Source organism: Actinoallomurus acaciae, from assembly GCF_042429965.1.
Classification (GTDB): Bacteria; Actinomycetota; Actinomycetes; order Streptosporangiales; family Streptosporangiaceae; genus Actinoallomurus; species Actinoallomurus acaciae.
Window position 1 is genome coordinate 28750 of sequence record NZ_JBHLZP010000042.1, and the last position, 20681, is coordinate 49430.

Sequence of the window (20681 nt, forward strand, 5' to 3'; positions counted from 1 at the left end):
CTCACCGTGTGGGCCTCACCGTGTGGGCCTCACCGTGTGGGCCTCACCGTGTGGGCCTCACCGTGTGGGCCTCACCACGCACGATGGCATCGTTCGTTCTCATCGGGCACATCTCGCGCTAAAGCCTCACAAGCTGTCAGCGGCCGGTTTGGATTGACTCTGTCTCGCTCTACGGGGTTGGTGACGCATTGTGGGTTCTGATGCTGCGTCGGATCTTCATCGGCCCAGGCGGCAATCTGGCTAACATGCCCCGGCATGGCAGATCTGTACGAAGTGCTCCTGACCGCCGAGCTCCCAGCCGACCTTGCCGAAACCGATGTGGCCGAGCTTCGCTGGCATCTTGGGCTCGGGCCCAAGCCGGAAGTGCTCAACATCGTTACGTCGAGCGGTGACATGATGATGGTGGACGAAGACGGAGAGCCTTTGCCTGAAGACCAGTGGTGGGTCGACGTCCTCCCTCTGCTCGGCCAGCGCGGGCCTGCTGACGGGAGGGGCGGCGGGGTGGCCTTCTCGGAGCTGGTCCGCCGCGAGGGGGCAGGGCGCCGACAGCTGGGTGCTGACCTCACGCCAGGTGCGCCACGCTGATGAGCTCGATGGATTGTCGGAGCTGCTCCCGTGGCTGCAGGAGCGAGCGGTCGGCTACCGGGGCGGGCCGCCCATCTTCAGCTGCCACATGCGCTTTCACGAGGACGAGCCTGTCTTGAGACCGGTCTCGCTCAATGGGGACGAGCTGGTGATTCACGAGGTGATGGTGCTCAAGAAGTTCTGAGCCAAGACCTCCCCGCTCCTTGTGGGCCCATCGGGCAAGCGAGGGTCAGTTGCGACCTCATGTAGGTCTGGTCGCGTCGTCCTCATCGGCCGGTATCAGGACGGCGCTCTTGTCGCGCTCACCCACCACACAAGCCCCACCGTGCGGGCTTGTCATCCCGGCCTCACAAGACCTGCTCCGCCGGTCCGGCCAGGCGAAACCTCGCGAGAGCACACCAGGCGGATCCCACACGATCTCGCCAGATCGGCCCCACGGGCCAGCGTCATCGGACTGGCCCACTCCCGCTGCACCGGCCTCACGGGCGGGCGTCATCGCGGCCGCCGGGATGACGTCGGCCCGCCACGTTCGTTCGCCCCACCGGCCCCACCGGCCCCGCCGCGACGATCACGAACTGCCCGTGGGGAAGGACGTCATCCGGCGGCCGTGGCGGTCTCGTACGAGGTGAGGGCGGGTGGCCTTCGGATGACCGTTCGATGGCCGGGGCGAGGCCTCCCTGTGGCCTCCGCGAGACCCCGAGAAGGCCCTTCGCGACAGGGCTCAACGACATCTGCGGACATGTCCACCCAGTGAGACGGCGAGGCCCGGCGAACGTCGGCTAAACTATGGTCTTCGTCACGCCTGATGAGCGGGCGAAATGTCCATGTCTAGTCTTGACGTGGGGCCGCTGACGAGCGATGCTGCGGAGCAACTGTGATGCATACTGCGGCGCTCTGCTTGCCAGCGGTGTAGCCTTCGGCTACACTGCCCCTTTGCGCTGCCCTCTGACTATCCACAACCTGAGAGACCGTGAAGAGTCCGTTCTGCACGGTATTGGGACGTGGATCGTCTGGCGTGCGCGTCGTCAGTCCGCCGCGAGCCCTCGGAAGGACCACTCTTGGCAGCCTCGCGCAACGCCTCGACTACCGCAACCGGTCCGAACCGCGTTTCCTTTGCGCGTATCAAGGAGCCTCTGGGAGTACCGGACCTCCTCGCGCTGCAAACCGAGTCCTTTGACTGGTTGCTCGGTAACGAGAGGTGGAAGGCCCGGGTCGATGCGGCCCAGCAGGCCGGTCGTAAGGATGTCCCGACCCAGTCGGGACTCGAGGAGATCTTCGAAGAGATCAGTCCCATCGAAGACTTCTCCGGCACCATGTCCCTCTCGTTCCGCGATCACCGGTTCGAGCCGCCGAAGTACTCCGTCGAGGAGTGCAAAGACAAGGACATGACCTTCTCCGCCCCGATGTTCGTCACGGCGGAGTTCATCAACAACTCCACGGGGGAGATCAAGAGCCAGACGGTGTTCATGGGTGACTTCCCGCTCATGACGCCGAAGGGCACTTTCATCATCAACGGCACCGAGCGTGTCGTCGTCTCTCAGCTGGTCCGTTCGTCCGGTGTCTACTTCGACCGGACCCTGGACAAGACGTCCGACAAGGACATCTTCGGCTGCAAGGTGATCCCCTCCCGGGGTGCATGGCTCGAGTTCGAAGTCGACAAGCGTGACAATGTCGGCGTCCGTATCGACCGTAAGCGCAAGCAGAGCGTCACCGTTCTGCTCAAGGCGCTGGGCTGGGACGACGCCCGCATTCTCGAGCGCTGGGGCGACTACGAGTCGATGCGGATCACCCTGGAGAAGGACCACACCACCGGGCAGGACGACGCCCTGCTCGACATCTACCGCAAGCTGCGCCCGGGTGAGCCTCCGACCAAGGAGTCCGCGCAGACGCTGCTTGAGAACCTCTACTTCAACCCGAAGCGGTACGACCTCGCGAAGGTCGGCCGATACAAGGTCAACAAGAAGCTCGGCCTCGATCTGGGCCTGACGCAGGGCACCCTGACCGAGGACGACATCGTCACGACCGTCGACTACCTCGTACGGCTGCACGCCGGCGAGGAAGAGGTCACGGGCCCGGCGGGCCGCGACGTGCCCGTCGAGACCGACGACATCGACCACTTCGGCAACCGGCGCATCCGTTCGGTCGGCGAGCTCATCCAGAACCAGGTCCGCCTGGGTCTGGCCCGTATGGAGCGCGTCGTTCGCGAGCGCATGACCACGCAGGACGTCGAGGCGATCACGCCGCAGACCCTGATCAACATTCGCCCGGTCGTGGCGTCGATCAAGGAGTTCTTCGGCACCTCGCAGCTGTCGCAGTTCATGGACCAGACCAACCCGCTCGCGGGTCTGACGCACAAGCGTCGCCTGAACGCCCTGGGTCCCGGTGGTCTGTCCCGTGAGCGCGCCGGCATGGAGGTCCGTGACGTCCACCCGTCGCACTACGGCCGCATGTGCCCGATCGAGACGCCGGAAGGCCCGAACATCGGCCTGATCGGCTCGCTGAGCTCGTACGGCCGGGTCAACTCCTTCGGCTTCATCGAGACGCCGTACCGCAAGGTCGTCGACGGCCGGGTCACCGAGCAGATCGACTACCTCACCGCGGACGAGGAGGACCGGCACGTCGTCGCCCAGGCCAACACGCCGATCGACGACGACGGCAACTTCGCCGAGAACCGCGTTCTGGTGCGCCGGAAGGGCGGCGAGATCGAATTCATCTCGCCGGCCGACGTGGACTACATCGACGTCTCGCCGCGCCAGATGGTGTCGGTCGCGACGGCCATGATCCCGTTCCTCGAGCACGACGACGCCAACCGCGCGCTGATGGGTTCGAACATGCAGCGCCAGTCGGTGCCGCTGCTGCGCAGCGAGGCTCCGCTGGTCGGTACGGGCATGGAGTACCGCGCGGCGACCGACGCCGGCGACGTCATCACGGCCGAGAAGGCCGGTGTCGTCGAGGAGGTCTCGGCCGACTACATCACGGTGATGAACGACGACGGCACGCGCACGACGTACCGTGTCGCCAAGTTCAAGCGCTCCAACCAGGGCACGTGCTTCAACCAGAAGCCGATCGTGAACGAGGGCCAGCGAGTCGAGGTCGGCACCGTCGTCGCCGACGGTCCGTGCACGGACAACGGCGAGATGGCGCTGGGCAAGAACCTCCTGGTGGCGTTCATGCCGTGGGAGGGCCACAACTACGAAGACGCGATCATCCTCTCCCAGCGTCTGGTGCAGGACGACGTCCTGTCCTCGATCCACATCGAGGAGCACGAGGTCGACGCCCGTGACACCAAGCTGGGTCCGGAGGAGATCACCCGGGACATCCCGAACGTCTCCGAAGAGGTCCTGTCCGACCTGGACGAGCGCGGCATCATCCGCATCGGCGCCGAGGTCACCACGGGCGACATCCTGGTCGGCAAGGTCACGCCCAAGGGCGAGACCGAGCTGACCCCGGAGGAGCGCCTCCTGCGCGCGATCTTCGGTGAGAAGGCCCGTGAGGTCCGCGACACCTCGCTGAAGGTCCCGCACGGTGAGTCCGGCAAGGTCATTGGTGTTCGCGTGTTCAGCCGCGAAGAGGGCGACGAGCTCCCTCCGGGCGTGAACGAGCTGGTCCGCGTGTACGTGGCCCAGAAGCGCAAGATCACCGATGGTGACAAGCTCGCCGGTCGTCACGGCAACAAGGGCGTCATCTCCAAGGTGCTGCCGGTCGAGGACATGCCGTTCCTGGAGGACGGCACCCCGGTCGACATCGTCCTCAACCCGCTCGGCGTGCCGGGCCGGATGAACGTCGGCCAGGTCCTGGAGACCCACCTCGGGTGGGTGGCCAGCCGGGGCTGGAAGGTCGACGGGGACGACGCCGAGTGGAAGCGCCAGCTGAAGGCCATCGGGGCGGACAGTGCCGAGCCCGGCACCAACGTCGCCACGCCGGTCTTCGACGGTGCCCGCGAGGAGGAGATCACCGAGCTGCTCGACAGCACCATGCCGAACCGCGATGGCGAGCGCATGGTGCAAAAGACCGGCAAGGCGCGGCTGTTCGACGGCCGCACCGGTGAGCCCTTCAAGGACCCGATCGCCGTTGGTTACATCTACATCCTGAAGCTGCTCCACCTGGTCGACGACAAGATCCACGCGCGTTCGACCGGCCCGTACTCCATGATCACCCAGCAGCCGCTCGGCGGTAAGGCCCAGTTCGGTGGCCAGCGCTTCGGTGAGATGGAGGTCTGGGCGCTGGAGGCGTACGGCGCCGCCTACGCCCTCCAGGAGCTGCTCACCATCAAGTCCGACGACGTCCTCGGCCGTGTGAAGGTCTACGAGGCCATCGTCAAGGGCGAGAACATCCCTGAGCCGGGCATCCCTGAGTCCTTCAAGGTGCTGATCAAGGAAATGCAGTCGCTGTGCCTGAACGTCGAGGTGCTCTCCAGCGACGGCATGTCCATTGAGATGCGTGACACCGACGAGGACGTCTTCCGCGCAGCGGAGGAGCTCGGCATCGACCTGTCCCGGCGTGAGCCGAGCAGTGTCGAAGAGGTCTAGCGAGCGGATGGCCGGGCCGGCGCGCACAGCGCGGGCCCGGCGGCCGCGACCTGGGAACGGCATACGACAGCAGGGGACTGGTTAACAAAGTGCTCGACGTCAACTTCTTCGACGAGCTGCGGATCGGCCTGGCGACGGCGGACGACATCCGGCAGTGGTCACACGGTGAGGTCAAGAAGCCGGAGACCATCAACTACCGGACTCTGAAGCCGGAGAAGGACGGGCTCTTCTGCGAAAAGATCTTTGGTCCGACCCGCGACTGGGAGTGCTACTGCGGGAAGTACAAGCGCGTCCGCTTCAAGGGCATCATCTGTGAGCGCTGTGGCGTCGAGGTGACCCGCGCCAAGGTGCGTCGTGAGCGGATGGGCCACATCGAGCTGGCCGCGCCGGTCACGCACATCTGGTACTTCAAGGGCGTGCCGAGCCGGCTGGGGTACCTCCTGGACCTGGCGCCCAAGGACCTTGAGAAGATCATTTACTTTGCGGCCTACATGATCACGTGGGTCGACACGGATTCGCGCGAGCGTGACCTGCCCTCGCTCGAGGCCAAGATCTCTGTGGAGCGGCAGCAGATCGAGCAGCGCCGCGACGCCGAGATCGAGGCCCGGCAGAAGAAGCTGGAGCAGGACCTCGCCGAGCTCGAGGCCGCGGGGGCAAAGGGCGACCAGCGCCGCAAGGTGCGCGAGGCCGCCGAGCGTGAGATCAAGCAGATCCGCGACCGGGCCCAGCGCGAGCTGGACCGCCTCGACGAGGTGTGGAACCGCTTCCGCAACCTCAAGGTCCAAGACCTCGAGGGCGACGAGCTGCTCTACCGCGAGATGCGCGACCGCTTCGGCCGCTACTTCGAGGGCGGCATGGGCGCGGCCGCGATCCAAAAGCGGCTGGAGAACTTCGACCTCGACGCCGAGGCGGAGCGGCTGCGGGAGATCATCCGCAGCGGCAAGGGCCAGAAGAAGGCTCGCGCCCTCAAGCGCCTCAAGGTCGTCTCCGCGTTCCTCAACACCCGCAACAGCCCGCGGGGCATGGTGCTGGACTGCATTCCGGTCATCCCGCCGGACCTGCGCCCGATGGTGCAGCTCGACGGTGGCCGGTTCGCCACGAGCGACCTCAACGACCTGTACCGCCGGGTCATCAACCGGAACAACCGGCTGAAGAGGCTGCTCGACCTCGGCGCGCCCGAGATCATCGTCAACAACGAGAAGCGGATGCTCCAGGAGGCCGTCGACGCGCTGTTCGACAACGGCCGCCGCGGCCGGCCCGTCACCGGGCCCGGCAACCGTCCGCTCAAGTCGCTGTCCGACATGCTCAAGGGCAAGCAGGGCCGGTTCCGCCAGAACCTCCTGGGCAAGCGCGTCGACTACTCCGGCCGTTCGGTCATCGTCGTCGGCCCGCAGCTGCGGCTGCACCAGTGCGGTCTGCCGAAGCAGATGGCGCTGGAGCTGTTCAAGCCCTTCGTCATGAAGCGGCTGGTCGACCTCAACCACGCACAGAACATCAAGAGCGCCAAGCGCATGGTCGAGCGTGCCCGCCCGGCCGTGTGGGACGTGCTCGAAGAGGTCATCACCGAGCACCCGGTGCTGCTCAACCGGGCGCCGACGCTGCACCGCCTGGGCATCCAGGCCTTCGAGCCGCAGCTGGTCGAGGGCAAGGCCATCCAGATTCACCCGCTCGTCTGCACCGCGTTCAACGCGGACTTCGACGGTGACCAGATGGCCGTGCACCTGCCGCTGGCGGCCGAGGCCCAGGCCGAGGCGCGCATCCTGATGCTCTCGACCAACAACATCCTCAAGCCGTCCGACGGCAAGCCGGTCACGATGCCGACCCAGGACATGGTCATCGGCCTGTTCTGGCTGACCGTGGACAAGGAGGGGGCGGACGGCGAGGGCCGTACGTTCACCACCCTGTCCGAGGCGATCATGGCCTACGACCGGGGCGAGCTCGACCTGCAGGCCCGGATCCAGGTCCGGGTCAAGGACGTCCCGCCGCCGCGCGGCTGGACGGCGCCGGAGGGTTACGAGGAGGGGCAGCCGTACCGCCTCGAGACCACGCTCGGCCGCCTGCTGTTCAACGAGGCGCTGCCGGCCGACTTCCCGTTCGTGAACTACGAGGTCGGCAAGAAGCAGCTCTCGACGATCGTGAACGAGCTGGCCGAGACGTACCCGAAGGTCGACGTGGCCAACGCGCTCGACGCGCTGAAGGACACCGGCTTCCGGTGGGCGACCCGCTCCGGCGTCACCATCGCCATCGACGACGTCATCGCCCCGCCGAACAAGGCGGAGATCATGGCGTCGTACGAGCGGCAGGCCGACAAGGTGCAGCGGGAGTACGACCGCGGTCTGATCACCGACGACGAGCGCCGTCAGGAGCTCATCGAGATCTGGACCAAGGCCACGGTCGACGTCGCCAAGGACATGGAGGCGGCCTTCCCCGCCACCAACCCGATCTGGATGATGATCAACTCCGGTGCCCGCGGTAACCCGCTGCAGCTCCGGCAGATCGCCGGTATGCGCGGTCTGGTCTCCAACCCCAAGGGTGAGACCATCCCGCGGCCGATCAAGTCCTCCTTCCGCGAGGGCCTGTCCGTGGTCGAGTACTTCATCGCCACGCACGGCGCCCGGAAGGGTCTGGCCGACACGGCTCTGCGTACCGCCGACTCGGGCTACCTCACCCGTCGTCTGGTCGACGTCGCGCAGGACGTCATCGTCCGTGAGGACGACTGCGGCACCGACCGTACGATCAAGTTCGCGATCGCGACCAAGGGCGCCGACGGCTCCCTGATCAAGGTGGCGAACTCCGAGAACAGCCTCGTCGGGCGCAACATCGCCGAGGACATCGAGGTCGACGGCACGCTCATCTACCCGGGCGGCACCGACCTCAACGACACGGTGATCAACCGCCTGATCGAGGTGGGCGTCGCCGAGGTCCGTACGCGGTGCGCGCTGGTCTGCGAGTCCAAGATCGGTGTCTGCGCGCAGTGCTACGGCCGTTCGCTGGCCACCGGCAAGCTCGTGGACGTCGGCGAGGCGGTCGGCATCATCGCCGCCCAGTCGATCGGCGAGCCCGGCACCCAGCTGACGATGCGTACCTTCCACACCGGTGGTGTGGCGGGCATCGACATCACGCACGGTCTGCCGCGTGTCCAGGAGCTGTTCGAGGCGCGCATCCCCAAGGGTGTCGCCCCGATCAGCGAGGTGGCCGGCCGGATCCGCATCGACGAGACCGAGAAGACCCGCAAGATCGTGGTCATCCCGGACGACGGTGGCGAGGAGATCGCCTACCCGGTGCCGATGCGGTCGCGGCTGAAGATCAAGGACGGCGACCACGTCTACGTCGGCCAGCAGCTCATCGAGGGTGCGATCAACCCTCACGAGGTGCTGCGCATCCTCGGCCCCCGCGCGGTCCAGCTGCACCTGGTCGACCAGGTGCAGGAGGTCTACCGGTCCCAGGGTGTGTCGATCCACGACAAGCACATCGAGATCATCGTTCGGCAGATGCTGAAGCGGGTCCAGGTGCTGGAGTCCGGCGACACCGACATGCTGCCCGGCGTCGAGCTGATCGAGCGTCCTCGGTTCGAGGAGCTCAACCGCGCCGTCGTCGCCGAGGGCGGTCAGCCCGCGGTCGGCCGGCCTCAGCTCATGGGCATCACGAAGGCGTCGCTGGCCACCGAGTCCTGGCTGTCGGCGGCCTCCTTCCAGGAGACGACGCGGGTCCTCACGGACGCGGCGATCCACGCCAAGTCCGACCCGCTGGTCGGCCTGAAGGAGAACGTCATCATCGGAAAGCTGATCCCGGCCGGTACGGGCATGCCGCAGTACCGCAACATCCGGGTGGAGCCGACCGAGGAGGCCAAGGCGGCCGTCTACTCCGTCGGGTCCTACGACGAGGGCGCCGAGTACGCCTTCGGCCAGGGCTCCGGCGAGGCGGTCCCGCTGGAGGAGTACGACTTCGGCCAGTACAACCGCTGATCAGGCAAGCGGAGAGGCCCCTTCCGAGCGATCGGAGGGGGCCTCTTCCGTGTTCCCGGGGCCCGTGGTTCCCGGGGCCCGTGCGTCGGCGGGCGCGTGCGCCCGTTCGGTCGCGGAGGTGCGGCCGTGCGCTCTCCGGGATGAAAAGACGGTGAAATTCGCGCGTGCGGAGTCGGCCCGGACGACACCCGTGCGACTCGTCTGCGGCCGCGACGGCGCGAGCGATTCCCGAGTCCGTCGAGGCCGCGGGGAGGATCGGTCCGAGGGCGTCGGTCCCCTGCGCGGCTGAGTCGTGCCGACCGGGGGAATCCGGCGATCTGCGGTCCTTCTCCCGGGCTCGCCTTTCGGGAGGTCAGACCGCGTGATTTGCGATTAGGCCGCTCATCACGGCAGGCTGGGGCGAAGGGTATACCGGCGGAGATTACCGTCGGCTTGTGGTCGATGACTCGGAGGTTCCCATGCGCCACGTGCCTTCGAGTGAAGTCATGCACTGCGGGCGGCACACCGCCGGCGGCATCGGCGCTGAAGGAGCCCGACGATGACCGAGCAGAACGGTGGCCAGGGATCCCACTGGCCGCTGCCTGACGAGCAGTCCCCCAAGTCCGAGGCGTCCGGCGACGAACGAGACGAGGCGCCGGCCGGCCAGGACGCCACCCCGGGCACATCACCCACGCCGTCGCAGGAGGCGGAGACCTCCGCCCCGGTCGCCGATGTTCCGCAGGACGTCCTCGAGTCGGGCCGCACCGTGGTCTTCGGACAGCACCGGAGGCCCGCCAAGCCGGAGGCCTCATCCGACCCCGGCACGCCCGTCGCGGGCGGTGAGAGCGGCGAGCCGAGCGAGTCCGCGCCGCCGCCGTTCGGCCAGCCGGGCGGATACGCCGCCCCGGGCGCCCCGCCGCCGTTCACCCCGCCGGGTGACCAGGGGTCGCCCGCGTACGGCCAGCAGCCCTACAGCGCCCCGCCGTCGTACCCGCAGCAGCAGCCGTACGGTCAGCAGCCGCCCTACGGCCAGCCGAGCCAACCGGGACAGCCCGGGCAGCCGGGACAGCCTCCCTACGGCCAGCAGCCGTCTCCGTACGGTCAGCAGCCGCCGTACGGACAGCCGTCGCAGCCCTATGGCCAGCCCGGCCAATCCGGCCAGCCCGGGTACGGCGGCCAGCCCTACGGGGAACAGAGCCCGTACGGACAGCCCGGTTACCCGCAGCCGTACGGCCAGCCGGGTCAGCCCGGCCAGCCCGGGCAGTTCGGCGGCCAGCCGGGCGCGCCCGCGTACGGCGACAAGCCCGCGGAGGACGACGCCGCCGAGCGCACCACGGTCGCGCCGCCGGCCCCGGGTGAGTCCGGCTCCTCGCCGGGCGAGGGTTTCAGCGCGCCCGCCACGACGGCGTTCTCGCCGAGCCAGGAGACCTCCGAGCCGCAGCCTCCGTCCTCGTTCGGCGGCACCCCGCCGAGTGAGGATGAGGGCTCCAAGCCGCCCGCCACGATGCTGGACACGCCGCTGTCGCGGGGTTCGGCGACGGGCGAGCACGCCGCGCCGTCCGGCGACGCCCCGGTGTACGGAGCGTCCCCGGTCGAGGACGTCGTTCCCGGGTTCGGGCCGCCGCAGGAGGAGGCCAAGGAGCCGCAGGACGACGAGCAGGGCGGAGCCGAGCGCACGTTGCTGGTGCCGCCGCCGGACTCCGACACCGGCACCCAGACCCCGGGACGCTTCGACGAGGACGTGCCGGCGTACGGCGGCCCCGACCAGGGCGGCGCGTCCGGCGGCGAGAAGACGACCGCCTTCGGGCAGACCCCGCCCTCATCGTCCCCGTACGAGCCGTCGTCGCCGTACGAGCCCTCATCGCCCTACGACTCGTCGTCGCCGTACGCGGCCCCGCCGCCGAGCGGGGAGCAGGGCTCGTCCTGGGCGGCGCCCGGCGGCGAACAGCAGGGCGGCTACCCGCAGCAGTACGGGCAGCAGAACCCGACGGGCCCGCAGCCGGGCCAGGACGCGTCCGGCCCGCAGTCCTTCGGCGACCAGGGCCAGCAGGGTCAGCCGCAGCAGGGCTACGGCCAGGGCGCCTACGGGCAGCAGCAGTACGGCCAGCAACAGCAGTACGGCCAGCAGGGCTACGGGCAACAGCACGGGCAGCAGCAGGGGTACGGCCAGCAGCCGTACGGCGGGCAGCACGGCCAGCCGCAGCAGGGCCAGTCGCAGGAGGGCCAGCCCCAGCAGGGCTACGGCCAGCAGGGTTATGGGCAGCAGGGGTACGGCCAGCAGCAGTACGGTCAGCAGCCGTACGGCCAGGTCGCCCAGGGCGGCGGCTACCCGGGCTACGGTCAGTCGCAGTCGCCCGCCACCGGAGACGGGTCCAAGCAGAAGCTGTGGATCGCCCTCGGTGCCGGCGCGGTGCTGCTGGTCATCCTGCTCATCATCTTGTTCGTACTGCTCTGACACACACCGGGGCGTCGTCTTCCCAAACCCCGGATGACTGAGACAGAATGCCGACGGGAACAAACCGTCGGCATTCTCTCGTTGTACAGACGTCTCACCGCGCCACGCCGATGTGGTAGGGCACTTGTTTTGACCCATGCGCGGGTGTTGGGTAATCTCTCCCTTCGTGCCCGCGGTTCGCGGGTCCAACGTGCGTGCACACCGATCTCGGTGCCTCACCGTCGCGATCATCGCCTGGTGACCAGCCTGAAGTCAGCGTGCGGCGCGGATTCGACTCCCTGAGTTCACCTGGCCCCTCCGGGCTGAGTGCAGGACGGTGTGTGCGACACGCCCGACCACGGGGGTCGGAGGCAAAAGCAAAACGGCAGGTCGTTCCCGCTCGTCGGGTCGCGACAGGCCGGCCGCGCGAGAGCACGGCAAACCCAGCAAACGGCTTGGTACGAGGAAGACGGAGACGCGGTGCCCACGATCCAGCAGCTGGTCCGCAAGGGCCGCCAGGACAAGGTGACCAAGAACAAGACGCCTGCGCTCAAGGGCAGCCCGCAGCGCCGCGGCGTCTGCACGCGCGTCTACACGACGACGCCCAAGAAGCCCAACTCCGCGCTGCGCAAGGTCGCTCGTGTCCGGCTGACGAGCGGGATCGAGGTCACGGCCTACATCCCCGGCGTCGGGCACAACCTGCAGGAGCACTCGATCGTGCTCGTGCGCGGCGGCCGTGTGAAGGACCTTCCGGGTGTTCGCTACAAGATCATCCGCGGGTCGCTGGACACCCAGGGTGTCCGGAACCGGAAGCAGGCTCGCAGCCGCTACGGCGCGAAGAAGGAGAAGAGCTGAGATGCCTCGCAAGGGCCCCGCAGGCAAGCGCCAGCTGATCGCTGACCCGGTGTACAACTCGCCGCTGGTCACCTCGCTGGTCAACAAGGTCCTGCTCGACGGCAAGCGGTCGATCGCTCAGAGCATCGTGTACGACGCCCTGGAGGGCTGCCGCGAGAAGACCGGCAACGACCCGGTCGTCACGCTCAAGCGCGCCCTGGACAACGTCAAGCCGACCCTCGAGGTTCGCAGCCGGCGTGTCGGTGGCGCCACCTACCAGGTGCCCGTCGAGGTCCGCCCGGCGCGCAGCACCACCCTCGCGCTCCGCTGGCTCGTGCTGTACGCCCGTCAGCGGCGTGAGAAGACCATGACCGAGCGGCTGATGAACGAGCTGCTCGACGCGAGCAACGGCCTCGGCGCGAGCGTGAAGAAGCGCGAGGACACGCACAAGATGGCGGAGTCCAACAAGGCCTTCGCTCACTACCGCTGGTAATCCAGCACCACGTACGAGACTAACGAGGGCGCGAAAGTGGCTACTAAGACCGGCGTAGACCTGGCCAAGGTCCGAAATATCGGGATCATGGCCCACATCGACGCGGGTAAGACCACAACCACCGAGCGGATCCTGTACTACACCGGCGTCAACTACAAGATCGGTGAGGTCCATGAGGGCGCAGCCACCATGGACTGGATGGAACAGGAGCAGGAGCGCGGCATCACGATCACGTCCGCCGCGACGACCTGCCACTGGACGGTTGACGACGTCGATCACACCATCAACATCATCGACACGCCCGGGCACGTCGACTTCACCGTCGAGGTGGAGCGTTCACTGCGCGTCCTCGACGGCGCGGTCGCGGTGTTCGACGGTGTGGCCGGTGTCGAACCGCAGTCCGAGACGGTGTGGCGCCAGGCCGACCGTTACAACGTGCCGCGGATCTGCTTCGTCAACAAGCTCGACCGCGTCGGCGCGGAGTTCCACCGCTGCGTCGACATGATCGTCGACCGGCTCAAGGCCACGCCGTTGGTGCTGCAGATCCCGATCGGCGCGGAGGCCGACTTCAAGGGTGTCGTCGACCTGGTCCGCATGAAGGCTCTCGTGTGGAGCGCCGAGGCGGCCAAGGGCGAGATGTACGACGTCGTCGACATCCCCGACACGCACGCCGACGCCGCCCGCGAGTGGCACGACAAGCTGGTCGAGACGCTGGCCGAGGCCGACGACGAGATCATGGAGCTCTACCTCGAGGGCAACGAGCCCACGACGGCGCAGCTCATCCCGGCGATCCGCCGGGCCACGATCGCCGGCGCGCTGACCCCGGTCACCTGCGGCACCGCCTTCAAGAACAAGGGCGTCCAGCCGCTGCTCGACGCGATCGTCAACTACCTTCCCTCGCCGCTCGACGTCGAGGCCATCCAGGGCCACGACTACCGCGACGAAGAGAAGGTCATCGAGCGCAAGCCGAGCGAGGACGAGCCGTTCGCGGCGCTGGCGTTCAAGATCATGAGCGACCCGCACCTGGGCAAGCTGACCTTCATCCGCGTCTACTCGGGCGTGCTGGAGTCCGGCAGCTCGGTCCTGAACAGCGTGAAGGACCGCAAGGAGCGCGTCGGCAAGATCTACCGGATGCACGCGAACAAGCGTGAGGAGATCGAGCGCGTCGGCGCGGGCGACATCGTCGCGGTGATGGGTCTCAAGCAGACCACCACCGGCGAGACGCTCTCCGACGACAAGAACCCGGTGATCCTGGAGTCGATGAGCTTCCCGGCGCCGGTCATCAACGTCGCCATCGAGCCCAGGACCAAGGCCGACCAGCAGAAGCTGGGCACCGCGATCCAGCGGCTCGCCGAGGAGGACCCGTCCTTCCAGGTGCGGACCGACGAGGAGACCGGGCAGACCATCATCTCCGGCATGGGCGAGCTGCACCTCGAGGTGCTGGTCGACCGCATGAAGCGGGAGTTCAAGGTCGAGGCCAACGTCGGCCGGCCGCAGGTCGCCTACCGCGAGACCATCCGCCGCAAGGTGGAGAAGGTCGAGTACACCCACAAGAAGCAGACGGGCGGCTCCGGCCAGTTCGGTCGCGTCATCATCGACATCGAGCCGCTCGGTGGCGGTAGCGACGGCTACGAGTTCGAGAACAAGGTCACCGGTGGCCGCATCCCGCGGGAGTACATCCCGTCGGTGGACGCGGGCTGCCAGGAGGCGGCCGAGTTCGGCGTGCTCGCCGGATACCCGCTGGTCGGTGTCAAGGTCACCCTGCAGGACGGCGCCTACCACGACGTCGACTCCTCTGAGCTGGCCTTCAAGATCGCCGGTTCCATGGCGTTCAAGGAGGCGGCCCGCAAGGCCGACCCCGCGCTGCTGGAGCCGATGATGGCCGTCGAGGTCACCACTCCTGAGGACTACATGGGTGACGTCATCGGCGACCTGAACGGCCGCCGTGGCCAGATTCAGGAGATGGGTGAGCGTAGCGGGGTCAAGGTCATCAAGTCCGTTGTGCCGCTGTCCGAGATGTTCGGATACGTCGGTGACCTGCGGAGCAAGACCCAAGGGCGCGCCGTCTTCACCATGCAGTTCGACTCCTACGCTGAGGTTCCGGGGAACGTCGCGCAGGAGATCATCGCCAAGGCGCGCGGCGAATAACGCGTCGCAGCGTAAGACCAACCACTGAAGCTACAGACGGTCGCGAAAGACGGCCGAGGATCGCAACAAGGAGACACCGGTGGCCAAGGCCAAGTTCGAGCGGACGAAGCCGCACGTAAACATCGGCACCATTGGGCACATCGACCATGGTAAGACCACGCTTACCGCGGCGATTACCAAGGTGCTCCACGACAAGCACCCCGACCTCAACCCCTTCACGCCGTTCGACGAGATCGACAAGGCGCCGGAGGAGCGGGAGCGGGGCATCACGATCTCGATCGCTCACGTCGAGTACCAGACCGAGAAGCGTCACTACGCCCACGTCGACTGCCCGGGCCACGCCGACTACATCAAGAACATGATCACCGGCGCTGCCCAGATGGACGGTGCGATCCTCGTGGCGGCGACCGACGGTCCGATGCCGCAGACCAAGGAGCACGTGCTCCTGGCTCGTCAGGTCGGCGTCCCGTACATCGTCGTGGCGCTCAACAAGGCCGACATGGTCGACGACGAGGAGATCCTCGAGCTCGTCGAGCTGGAGGTCCGCGAGCTGCTGTCGGAGTACGAGTTCCCGGGCGACGACGTCCCGGTGATCCGCGTCTCCGCGCTCAAGGCGCTCGAGGGCGACGCCGAGTGGGGCGAGAAGATCGTCGAGCTCATGGACGCCTGCGACGAGAACATCCCTGAGCCGGTTCGCGAGACCGACAAGCCGTTCCTGATGCCGATCGAGGACGTCTTCTCGATCACCGGTCGCGGCACGGTCGTCACCGGCCGCATCGAGCGTGGTGTCGTCAACGTCAACGAGACCGTCGACATCATCGGCATCAAGGAGAGCGCCACCACGACGACGGTCACCGGCGTCGAGATGTTCCGCAAGCTGCTCGACCAGGGCCAGGCGGGCGACAACGTCGGCCTGCTCCTGCGCGGCATCAAGCGCGAGGACGTCGAGCGTGGTCAGTGTGTCATCAAGCCGGGCACCAACACCCCGCACACCGAGTTCGAGGCGCAGGTCTACATCCTGTCCAAGGACGAGGGTGGCCGCCACACGCCGTTCTTCAACAACTACCGTCCGCAGTTCTACTTCCGGACCACGGACGTGACCGGCGTCGTGCACCTGCCCGAGGGCACCGAGATGGTCATGCCGGGCGACAACACCGAGATGCGTGTCGAGCTCATCCAGCCCATCGCGATGGAGGAAGGCCTCAAGTTCGCGATCCGCGAGGGTGGCCGCACCGTCGGTGCGGGCCGCGTGACCAAGATCATCAAGTAGTACCCGCGGCGCGGCGGTCGGGGCACCTGGAGACAGGCCCGGCCGCCGCACCACGACTCCCGACGGTTTCGATCTGAGGGAGATCGCCGCACCAGGACGCGAGAGCGGCCCGCGCGGCATGTAACCCAGCGGCACCTAGGAAGCAAAGGACACCGAGGCCACCATGGCGGGACAGAAGATCCGCATCCGGCTCAAGGCCTACGACCACGAGGTCATCGACACTTCGGCGCGCAAGATCGTCGAGACGGTGACGCGCACGGGCGCGAAGGTCGCCGGCCCGGTGCCGCTGCCGACCGAGAAGAACGTGTACTGCGTCATCCGCTCGCCGCACAAGTACAAGGACAGTCGCGAGCACTTCGAGATGCGCACGCACAAGCGCCTGATCGACATCATCGATCCGACGCCCAAGACGGTCGACTCGCTCATGCGGCTCGACCTTCCGGCCGGCGTCGACATCGAGATCAAGCTCTAAGGGCATCCAGAGATGAGCAAGCAGAGAAAGGGCGTTCTGGGCGAGAAGCTCGGTATGACCCAGGTCTTCGATGATGAGGGCCGGGTCGTCCCGGTAACCGTCATCCAGGCCGGGCCGTGCGTCGTCACCCGAGTGCGCACGCCGGAATCCGACGGTTATTCCGCCGTCCAGCTCGGCTACGGCCAGATCGACCCGCGCAAGGTCAACAAGCCGCTGACCGGTCACTACGAGAAGGCGGGCGTGACGCCTCGCCGCCACCTCGTCGAGCTGCGCACGGACGACGCCGCCGAGTACGAGCTCGGCCAGGAGATCACAGTAGAGGTCTTCGAGGCCGGACAGCGGATCGACGTCACCGGCCGCAGCAAGGGCAAGGGCACCGCCGGTGTCATGAAGCGCCACGGTTTCAAGGGCCTCAGCGCCTCGCACGGCACCCAGCGCAAGCACCGCTCGCCCGGTTCGATCGGTGGCTGCGCCACGCCGGGCCGTGTGTTCAAGGGCCTGCGCATGGCCGGACGGCACGGCAACGCCCGTACGACCGTGCAGAACCTCACCGTGCACGCGATCGACGCCGAGAAGGGACTGCTGCTCATCAAGGGCGCGGTTCCCGGACCGAACGGCGGCCTGATCCTGGTGCGCAGCGCCGCGAAGGGGGCGAAGTAAATGGCCACGAAGCTGGACATCGAGCTCGCTCCGGAGATCTTCGACGCCAAGGTCAATGTGCCGCTGATCCACCAGGTCGTCGTGGCGCAGCTCGCCGCGGCGCGGCAGGGCACGCACAAGACCAAGACCCGCGGTGAGGTCTCCGGTGGCGGCAAGAAGCCGTACCGGCAGAAGGGCACCGGCCGCGCCCGCCAGGGCTCGACCCGCGCCCCGCAGTTCGCCGGCGGTGGCATCGTCCACGGCCCGCAGCCGCGCTCGTACGCGCAGAAGACACCGAAGAAGATGAAGGCCGCCGCGCTGCGCGGCGCGCTGTCGGACCGCGCTCGCTACGGCCGCGTGCACGTGGTGTCGGGTCTGGTCGAGGGCGAGACGCCCAAGACCAAGGCCGCGCTCGCCTCGCTGCGTTCGGTGACCGACGCGGAGAAGGTGCTGGTGGTCCTCGACCGCGAGGACGACCTGACCTGGGTGAGCCTGCGCAACGTGCCCGAGGTGCACGTGCTCATGGCGGACCAGCTCAACACCTACGACGTGCTCTGCAACGACGTCATCGTCTTCACCGAGCCGGCGTACCAGGCCTTCGTGAACCACGTGAGTGGGAAGGAGGAGGCCAAGTGAGCAGGATCACCGACCCGCGCGACATCCTCATCGCGCCCGTGATCTCTGAGAAGAGCTACGGGCTGCTGGACGAGGGCAAGTACACGTTCGAGGTTCGCCCGGACGCCAACAAGACCCAGATCAGGCAGGCCGTCGAGGCCGTCTTCGGGGTCAAGGTGACCGGCGTGAACACCATCAACCGGCAGGGCAAGCGCAAGCGCACCCGGTTCGGTTACGGCAAGCGCAAGGACACCAAGCGGGCCATCGTGAGCCTCGCCGAGGGTGAGCGGATCGAAATCTTCGGAGGCGCGGTCTCATGACCCTCTCCTCCGCGGCGCACCGCTCCCACGAGGGAGCGCACGCGCGCGACCTCCGGACGCCGGGCACCGCGGAGGGCCGGTCCGGATCGGCTCACCGTCCGAAGACAGACAAGGGATGAACGAAAAAGATGGGCATCCGTAAATACAAGCCGACGACTCCCGGTCGCCGCGGTTCGAGTGTGGCCGACTTCGTCGAGGTCACCCGGACCGAGCCGGAGAAGTCGCTGGTGCGTCCGCTCCCCAAGAAGGGCGGTCGTAACGTCCACGGCCGTATCACCACACGGCACCAGGGCGGCGGGCACAAGCGGGCGTACCGGGTGATCGACTTCCGGCGCGCCGACAAGGACGGTGTGCCGGCGAAGGTCGCGCACATCGAGTACGACCCGAACCGCACCGCGCGCATCGCGCTGCTGCACTACGCCGACGGGGAGAAGCGCTACATCCTCTGCCCGACCGGTGTGAAGCAGGGCGACCGCGTCGAGAACGGCCCGTCCGCCGACATCAAGCCGGGCAACTGCCTGCCGCTGCGCAACGTCCCGACCGGTACGGTCGTGCACGCCATCGAGCTGCGGCCCGGCGGCGGCGCGAAGCTGGCCCGCTCGGCCGGCTCCGGCGCCCAGCTGCTGGCCAAGGAGGGCAAGTACGCCACGCTGCGCATGCCCTCGGGCGAGATGCGGATGGTGGACCTGCGCTGCCGCGCCACCGTCGGTGAGGTCGGAAACTCCGAGCAGTCCAACATCAACTGGGGCAAGGCCGGCCGCATGCGGTGGAAGGGCAAGCGCCCGACCGTCCGCGGCGTCGCGATGAACCCGATCGACCACCCGCACGGTGGTGGTGAGGGCAAGACCTCCGGTGGTCGCCACCCCTCCAGCCCGTGGGGCCAGCCAGAGGGTCGCACCCGGAGGGCGAACAAGCCCTCCGATCGGCTCATCGTCCGACGTCGTAGCAAGAAGAAGCGGTAGGAGCCGAGTCGATGCCACGTAGCCTTAAGAAAGGTCCTTTCGTCGACGACCACCTGATCAAGAAGGTGGACGCGCAGAACGAGAAGGGCAGCAAGAACGTCATCAAGACGTGGTCGCGTCGCTCCATGATCGTGCCCGACATGCTCGGTCACACGATCGCCGTGCACGACGGCCGCAAGCACGTTCCCGTTTTCATCACCGAGGCCATGATCGGTCACAAGCTCGGGGAGTTCGCCCCGACGCGGACCTTCAGGGGCCACATCAAGGACGACCGCCGCAGCCGGCGGGGCTGAACGAAGTATCGAGAGCGAGGAAACAGCGATGGAAGCCAGGGCCCAGGCGCGGTACGCCCGCGTCACGCCCAGAAAGGCCCGCCGCGTGGTGGACCTCATCCGCGGCATGCAGGCCGCGGAGGCTCAGGCGGTGCTGCGCTTCGCCCCTCAGGCTGCGAGCGAGCCGGTGTACAAGGTGCTCTCGAGCGCCATCGCCAACGCCGAGCACAACGACAAGCTCGACACCGACACGCTCTGGGTCAGCCGGGCGTGGGTGGATGAGGGTCCGACGCTCAAGCGCTACCGCCCGCGTTCGATGGGCCGTGCGTACCGCATCAACAAGCGCACCAGCCACATCACGATCGTGGTCGAGTCGCGGCCCGAGGGCGAGAAGGCCGGGCGCAGGTCGGGCAACGGCCGCAAGCAGACGAGGAGGACCCGCTAGTGGGGCAGAAGGTCAACCCGCACGGGTTCCGACTGGGCATCACCACCGACTTCAAGAGCCGGTGGTACGCCGACAAGCTGTACAAGGACTACGTCAAGGAAGACGTGTCGATCCGCCGGATGCTGACCCGCGGCATGGACCGCGCCGGCATCTCCAAGGTCGAGATCGAGCGCACCCGTGACCGCGTCCGCGTCGACATCCACACCGCGCGTCCGGGCATTGTGATCGGCCGCCGGGGTGCCGAGGCCGACCGCATCCGCGGCGACCTGGAGAAGCTGACCGGCAAGCAGGTCCAGCTCAACATCCTCGAGGTCAAGAACCCCGAGATCGACGCGCAGCTCGTCGCGCAGGGCGTTGCCGAGCAGCTGTCCAGCCGAGTCGCGTTCCGCCGTGCCATGCGTAAGGCGATCCAGAGCGCCATGAAGAGCGGCGCCAAGGGGATCAAGGTGCAGTGCGGCGGCCGCCTGGGCGGCGCCGAGATGTCCCGCTCGGAGTTCTACCGCGAGGGCCAGGTGCCCCTGCACACGCTCCGCGCCGACATCGACTACGGCTTCTACGAGGCCCGTACGACCTTCGGCCGCATCGGCGTGAAGGTCTGGATCTACAAGGGCGAGGCGCCGACGAGCCGCGCCGAGCGCGAGGCGCAGGCCGCGAAGGAGCGCGCCGCCGGTGGCGGCGGTCGTCGTGAGCGGCCGCAGCGCCGTGGTGGCGGTGGCGGT

17 protein-coding genes are annotated in these 20681 nt (G+C 67.6%); all 17 read left to right on the top strand.

Annotation, left to right across the window (positions count from 1 at the left end; all coding sequences use genetic code 11):
* The first annotated feature begins 255 nt into the window (after nucleotides 1-255).
* A complete protein-coding gene (locus ACFFNX_RS08545; RefSeq protein WP_378197797.1) occupies nucleotides 256-585 on the top strand; it encodes a hypothetical protein in 330 nt (109 codons plus the stop codon).
* A 13-nt stretch (nucleotides 586-598) separates the two neighbouring features.
* Nucleotides 599-769, top strand: coding sequence for a hypothetical protein (locus ACFFNX_RS08550; RefSeq protein ID WP_378197800.1), 171 nt, complete (start codon nucleotides 599-601; stop codon nucleotides 767-769).
* An 874-nt stretch (nucleotides 770-1643) separates the two neighbouring features.
* The gene (rpoB, locus tag ACFFNX_RS08555; RefSeq protein WP_378197802.1) at nucleotides 1644-5114 is read left to right on the top strand and encodes a DNA-directed RNA polymerase subunit beta; all 3471 of its coding nucleotides are present in this window, start codon (nucleotides 1644-1646) and stop codon (nucleotides 5112-5114) included.
* An 89-nt stretch (nucleotides 5115-5203) separates the two neighbouring features.
* Nucleotides 5204-9079, top strand: coding sequence for a DNA-directed RNA polymerase subunit beta' (locus ACFFNX_RS08560; protein WP_378197804.1), 3876 nt, complete (start codon nucleotides 5204-5206; stop codon nucleotides 9077-9079).
* Between the two features lie 538 nt (nucleotides 9080-9617).
* The gene (locus ACFFNX_RS08565; RefSeq protein ID WP_378197806.1) at nucleotides 9618-11513 is read left to right on the top strand and encodes a hypothetical protein; all 1896 of its coding nucleotides are present in this window, start codon (nucleotides 9618-9620) and stop codon (nucleotides 11511-11513) included.
* Between the two features lie 459 nt (nucleotides 11514-11972).
* Nucleotides 11973-12347: a 30S ribosomal protein S12 gene (rpsL, locus tag ACFFNX_RS08570; protein WP_019632621.1), complete on the top strand. Its 375-nt coding sequence runs from the start codon at nucleotides 11973-11975 to the stop codon at nucleotides 12345-12347.
* 1 nt (nucleotide 12348) lies between these two features.
* The gene (rpsG, locus tag ACFFNX_RS08575) at nucleotides 12349-12819 is read left to right on the top strand and encodes a 30S ribosomal protein S7 (protein WP_252780395.1); all 471 of its coding nucleotides are present in this window, start codon (nucleotides 12349-12351) and stop codon (nucleotides 12817-12819) included.
* A 36-nt stretch (nucleotides 12820-12855) separates the two neighbouring features.
* Nucleotides 12856-14967 (top strand): elongation factor G, encoded by a 2112-nt coding sequence (gene fusA / locus ACFFNX_RS08580; RefSeq protein ID WP_378197809.1) that lies wholly within the window; start codon nucleotides 12856-12858, stop codon nucleotides 14965-14967.
* A gap of 79 nt (nucleotides 14968-15046) precedes the next feature.
* Nucleotides 15047-16237: an elongation factor Tu gene (gene tuf / locus ACFFNX_RS08585; protein ID WP_378197811.1), complete on the top strand. Its 1191-nt coding sequence runs from the start codon at nucleotides 15047-15049 to the stop codon at nucleotides 16235-16237.
* Between the two features lie 163 nt (nucleotides 16238-16400).
* Entirely contained in the window at nucleotides 16401-16709 is a 309-nt protein-coding gene (gene rpsJ / locus ACFFNX_RS08590) for a 30S ribosomal protein S10 (protein ID WP_141956729.1), read from the top strand.
* 12 nt (nucleotides 16710-16721) lie between these two features.
* A complete protein-coding gene (gene rplC / locus ACFFNX_RS08595) occupies nucleotides 16722-17369 on the top strand; it encodes a 50S ribosomal protein L3 (protein WP_378197814.1) in 648 nt (215 codons plus the stop codon).
* A complete protein-coding gene (gene rplD, locus ACFFNX_RS08600; RefSeq protein ID WP_378197816.1) occupies nucleotides 17370-17984 on the top strand; it encodes a 50S ribosomal protein L4 in 615 nt (204 codons plus the stop codon). It begins immediately after the preceding gene.
* Nucleotides 17981-18283: a 50S ribosomal protein L23 gene (gene rplW, locus ACFFNX_RS08605; RefSeq protein WP_378197818.1), complete on the top strand. Its 303-nt coding sequence runs from the start codon at nucleotides 17981-17983 to the stop codon at nucleotides 18281-18283. The genes rplD and rplW overlap by 4 nt, the downstream gene beginning before the upstream one ends.
* Nucleotides 18284-18411: 128 nt before the next feature.
* Nucleotides 18412-19245 carry a 50S ribosomal protein L2 gene (gene rplB / locus ACFFNX_RS08610; protein ID WP_285582696.1) on the top strand — a complete coding sequence of 278 codons (834 nt, stop codon included), beginning with the start codon at nucleotides 18412-18414 and terminating at the stop codon, nucleotides 19243-19245.
* An 11-nt stretch (nucleotides 19246-19256) separates the two neighbouring features.
* Nucleotides 19257-19538 carry a 30S ribosomal protein S19 gene (gene rpsS, locus ACFFNX_RS08615; protein WP_378197821.1) on the top strand — a complete coding sequence of 94 codons (282 nt, stop codon included), beginning with the start codon at nucleotides 19257-19259 and terminating at the stop codon, nucleotides 19536-19538.
* A 28-nt stretch (nucleotides 19539-19566) separates the two neighbouring features.
* Nucleotides 19567-19962, top strand: a complete 396-nt coding sequence (gene rplV, locus ACFFNX_RS08620) for a 50S ribosomal protein L22 (protein WP_378197822.1) — start codon at nucleotides 19567-19569, stop codon at nucleotides 19960-19962.
* Nucleotides 19962-20681, top strand: a 720-nt coding sequence (gene rpsC, locus ACFFNX_RS08625; protein WP_378197824.1) for a 30S ribosomal protein S3, incomplete at its 3' end; no start/stop codon positions are given. The genes rplV and rpsC, both read left to right, overlap by 1 nt.

What these genes read in the sequence shown, in the direction of transcription:
- rplC (WP_378197814.1), top strand. Translation starts at nt 16,722, where the DNA reads ATGAGCAAGCAGAGAAAGGGCGTTCTGGGCGAGAAGCTCGGTATGACC.
- rplB (WP_285582696.1), top strand. Translation starts at nt 18,412, where the DNA reads ATGGGCATCCGTAAATACAAGCCGACGACTCCCGGTCGCCGCGGTTCG.
- rpsJ (WP_141956729.1), top strand. Translation starts at nt 16,401, where the DNA reads ATGGCGGGACAGAAGATCCGCATCCGGCTCAAGGCCTACGACCACGAG.
- rpsG (WP_252780395.1), top strand. Translation starts at nt 12,349, where the DNA reads ATGCCTCGCAAGGGCCCCGCAGGCAAGCGCCAGCTGATCGCTGACCCG.
- ACFFNX_RS08565 (WP_378197806.1), top strand. Translation starts at nt 9,618, where the DNA reads ATGACCGAGCAGAACGGTGGCCAGGGATCCCACTGGCCGCTGCCTGAC.
- ACFFNX_RS08545 (WP_378197797.1), top strand. Translation starts at nt 256, where the DNA reads ATGGCAGATCTGTACGAAGTGCTCCTGACCGCCGAGCTCCCAGCCGAC.
- rplD (WP_378197816.1), top strand. Translation starts at nt 17,370, where the DNA reads ATGGCCACGAAGCTGGACATCGAGCTCGCTCCGGAGATCTTCGACGCC.
- rpsS (WP_378197821.1), top strand. Translation starts at nt 19,257, where the DNA reads ATGCCACGTAGCCTTAAGAAAGGTCCTTTCGTCGACGACCACCTGATC.
- rplV (WP_378197822.1), top strand. Translation starts at nt 19,567, where the DNA reads ATGGAAGCCAGGGCCCAGGCGCGGTACGCCCGCGTCACGCCCAGAAAG.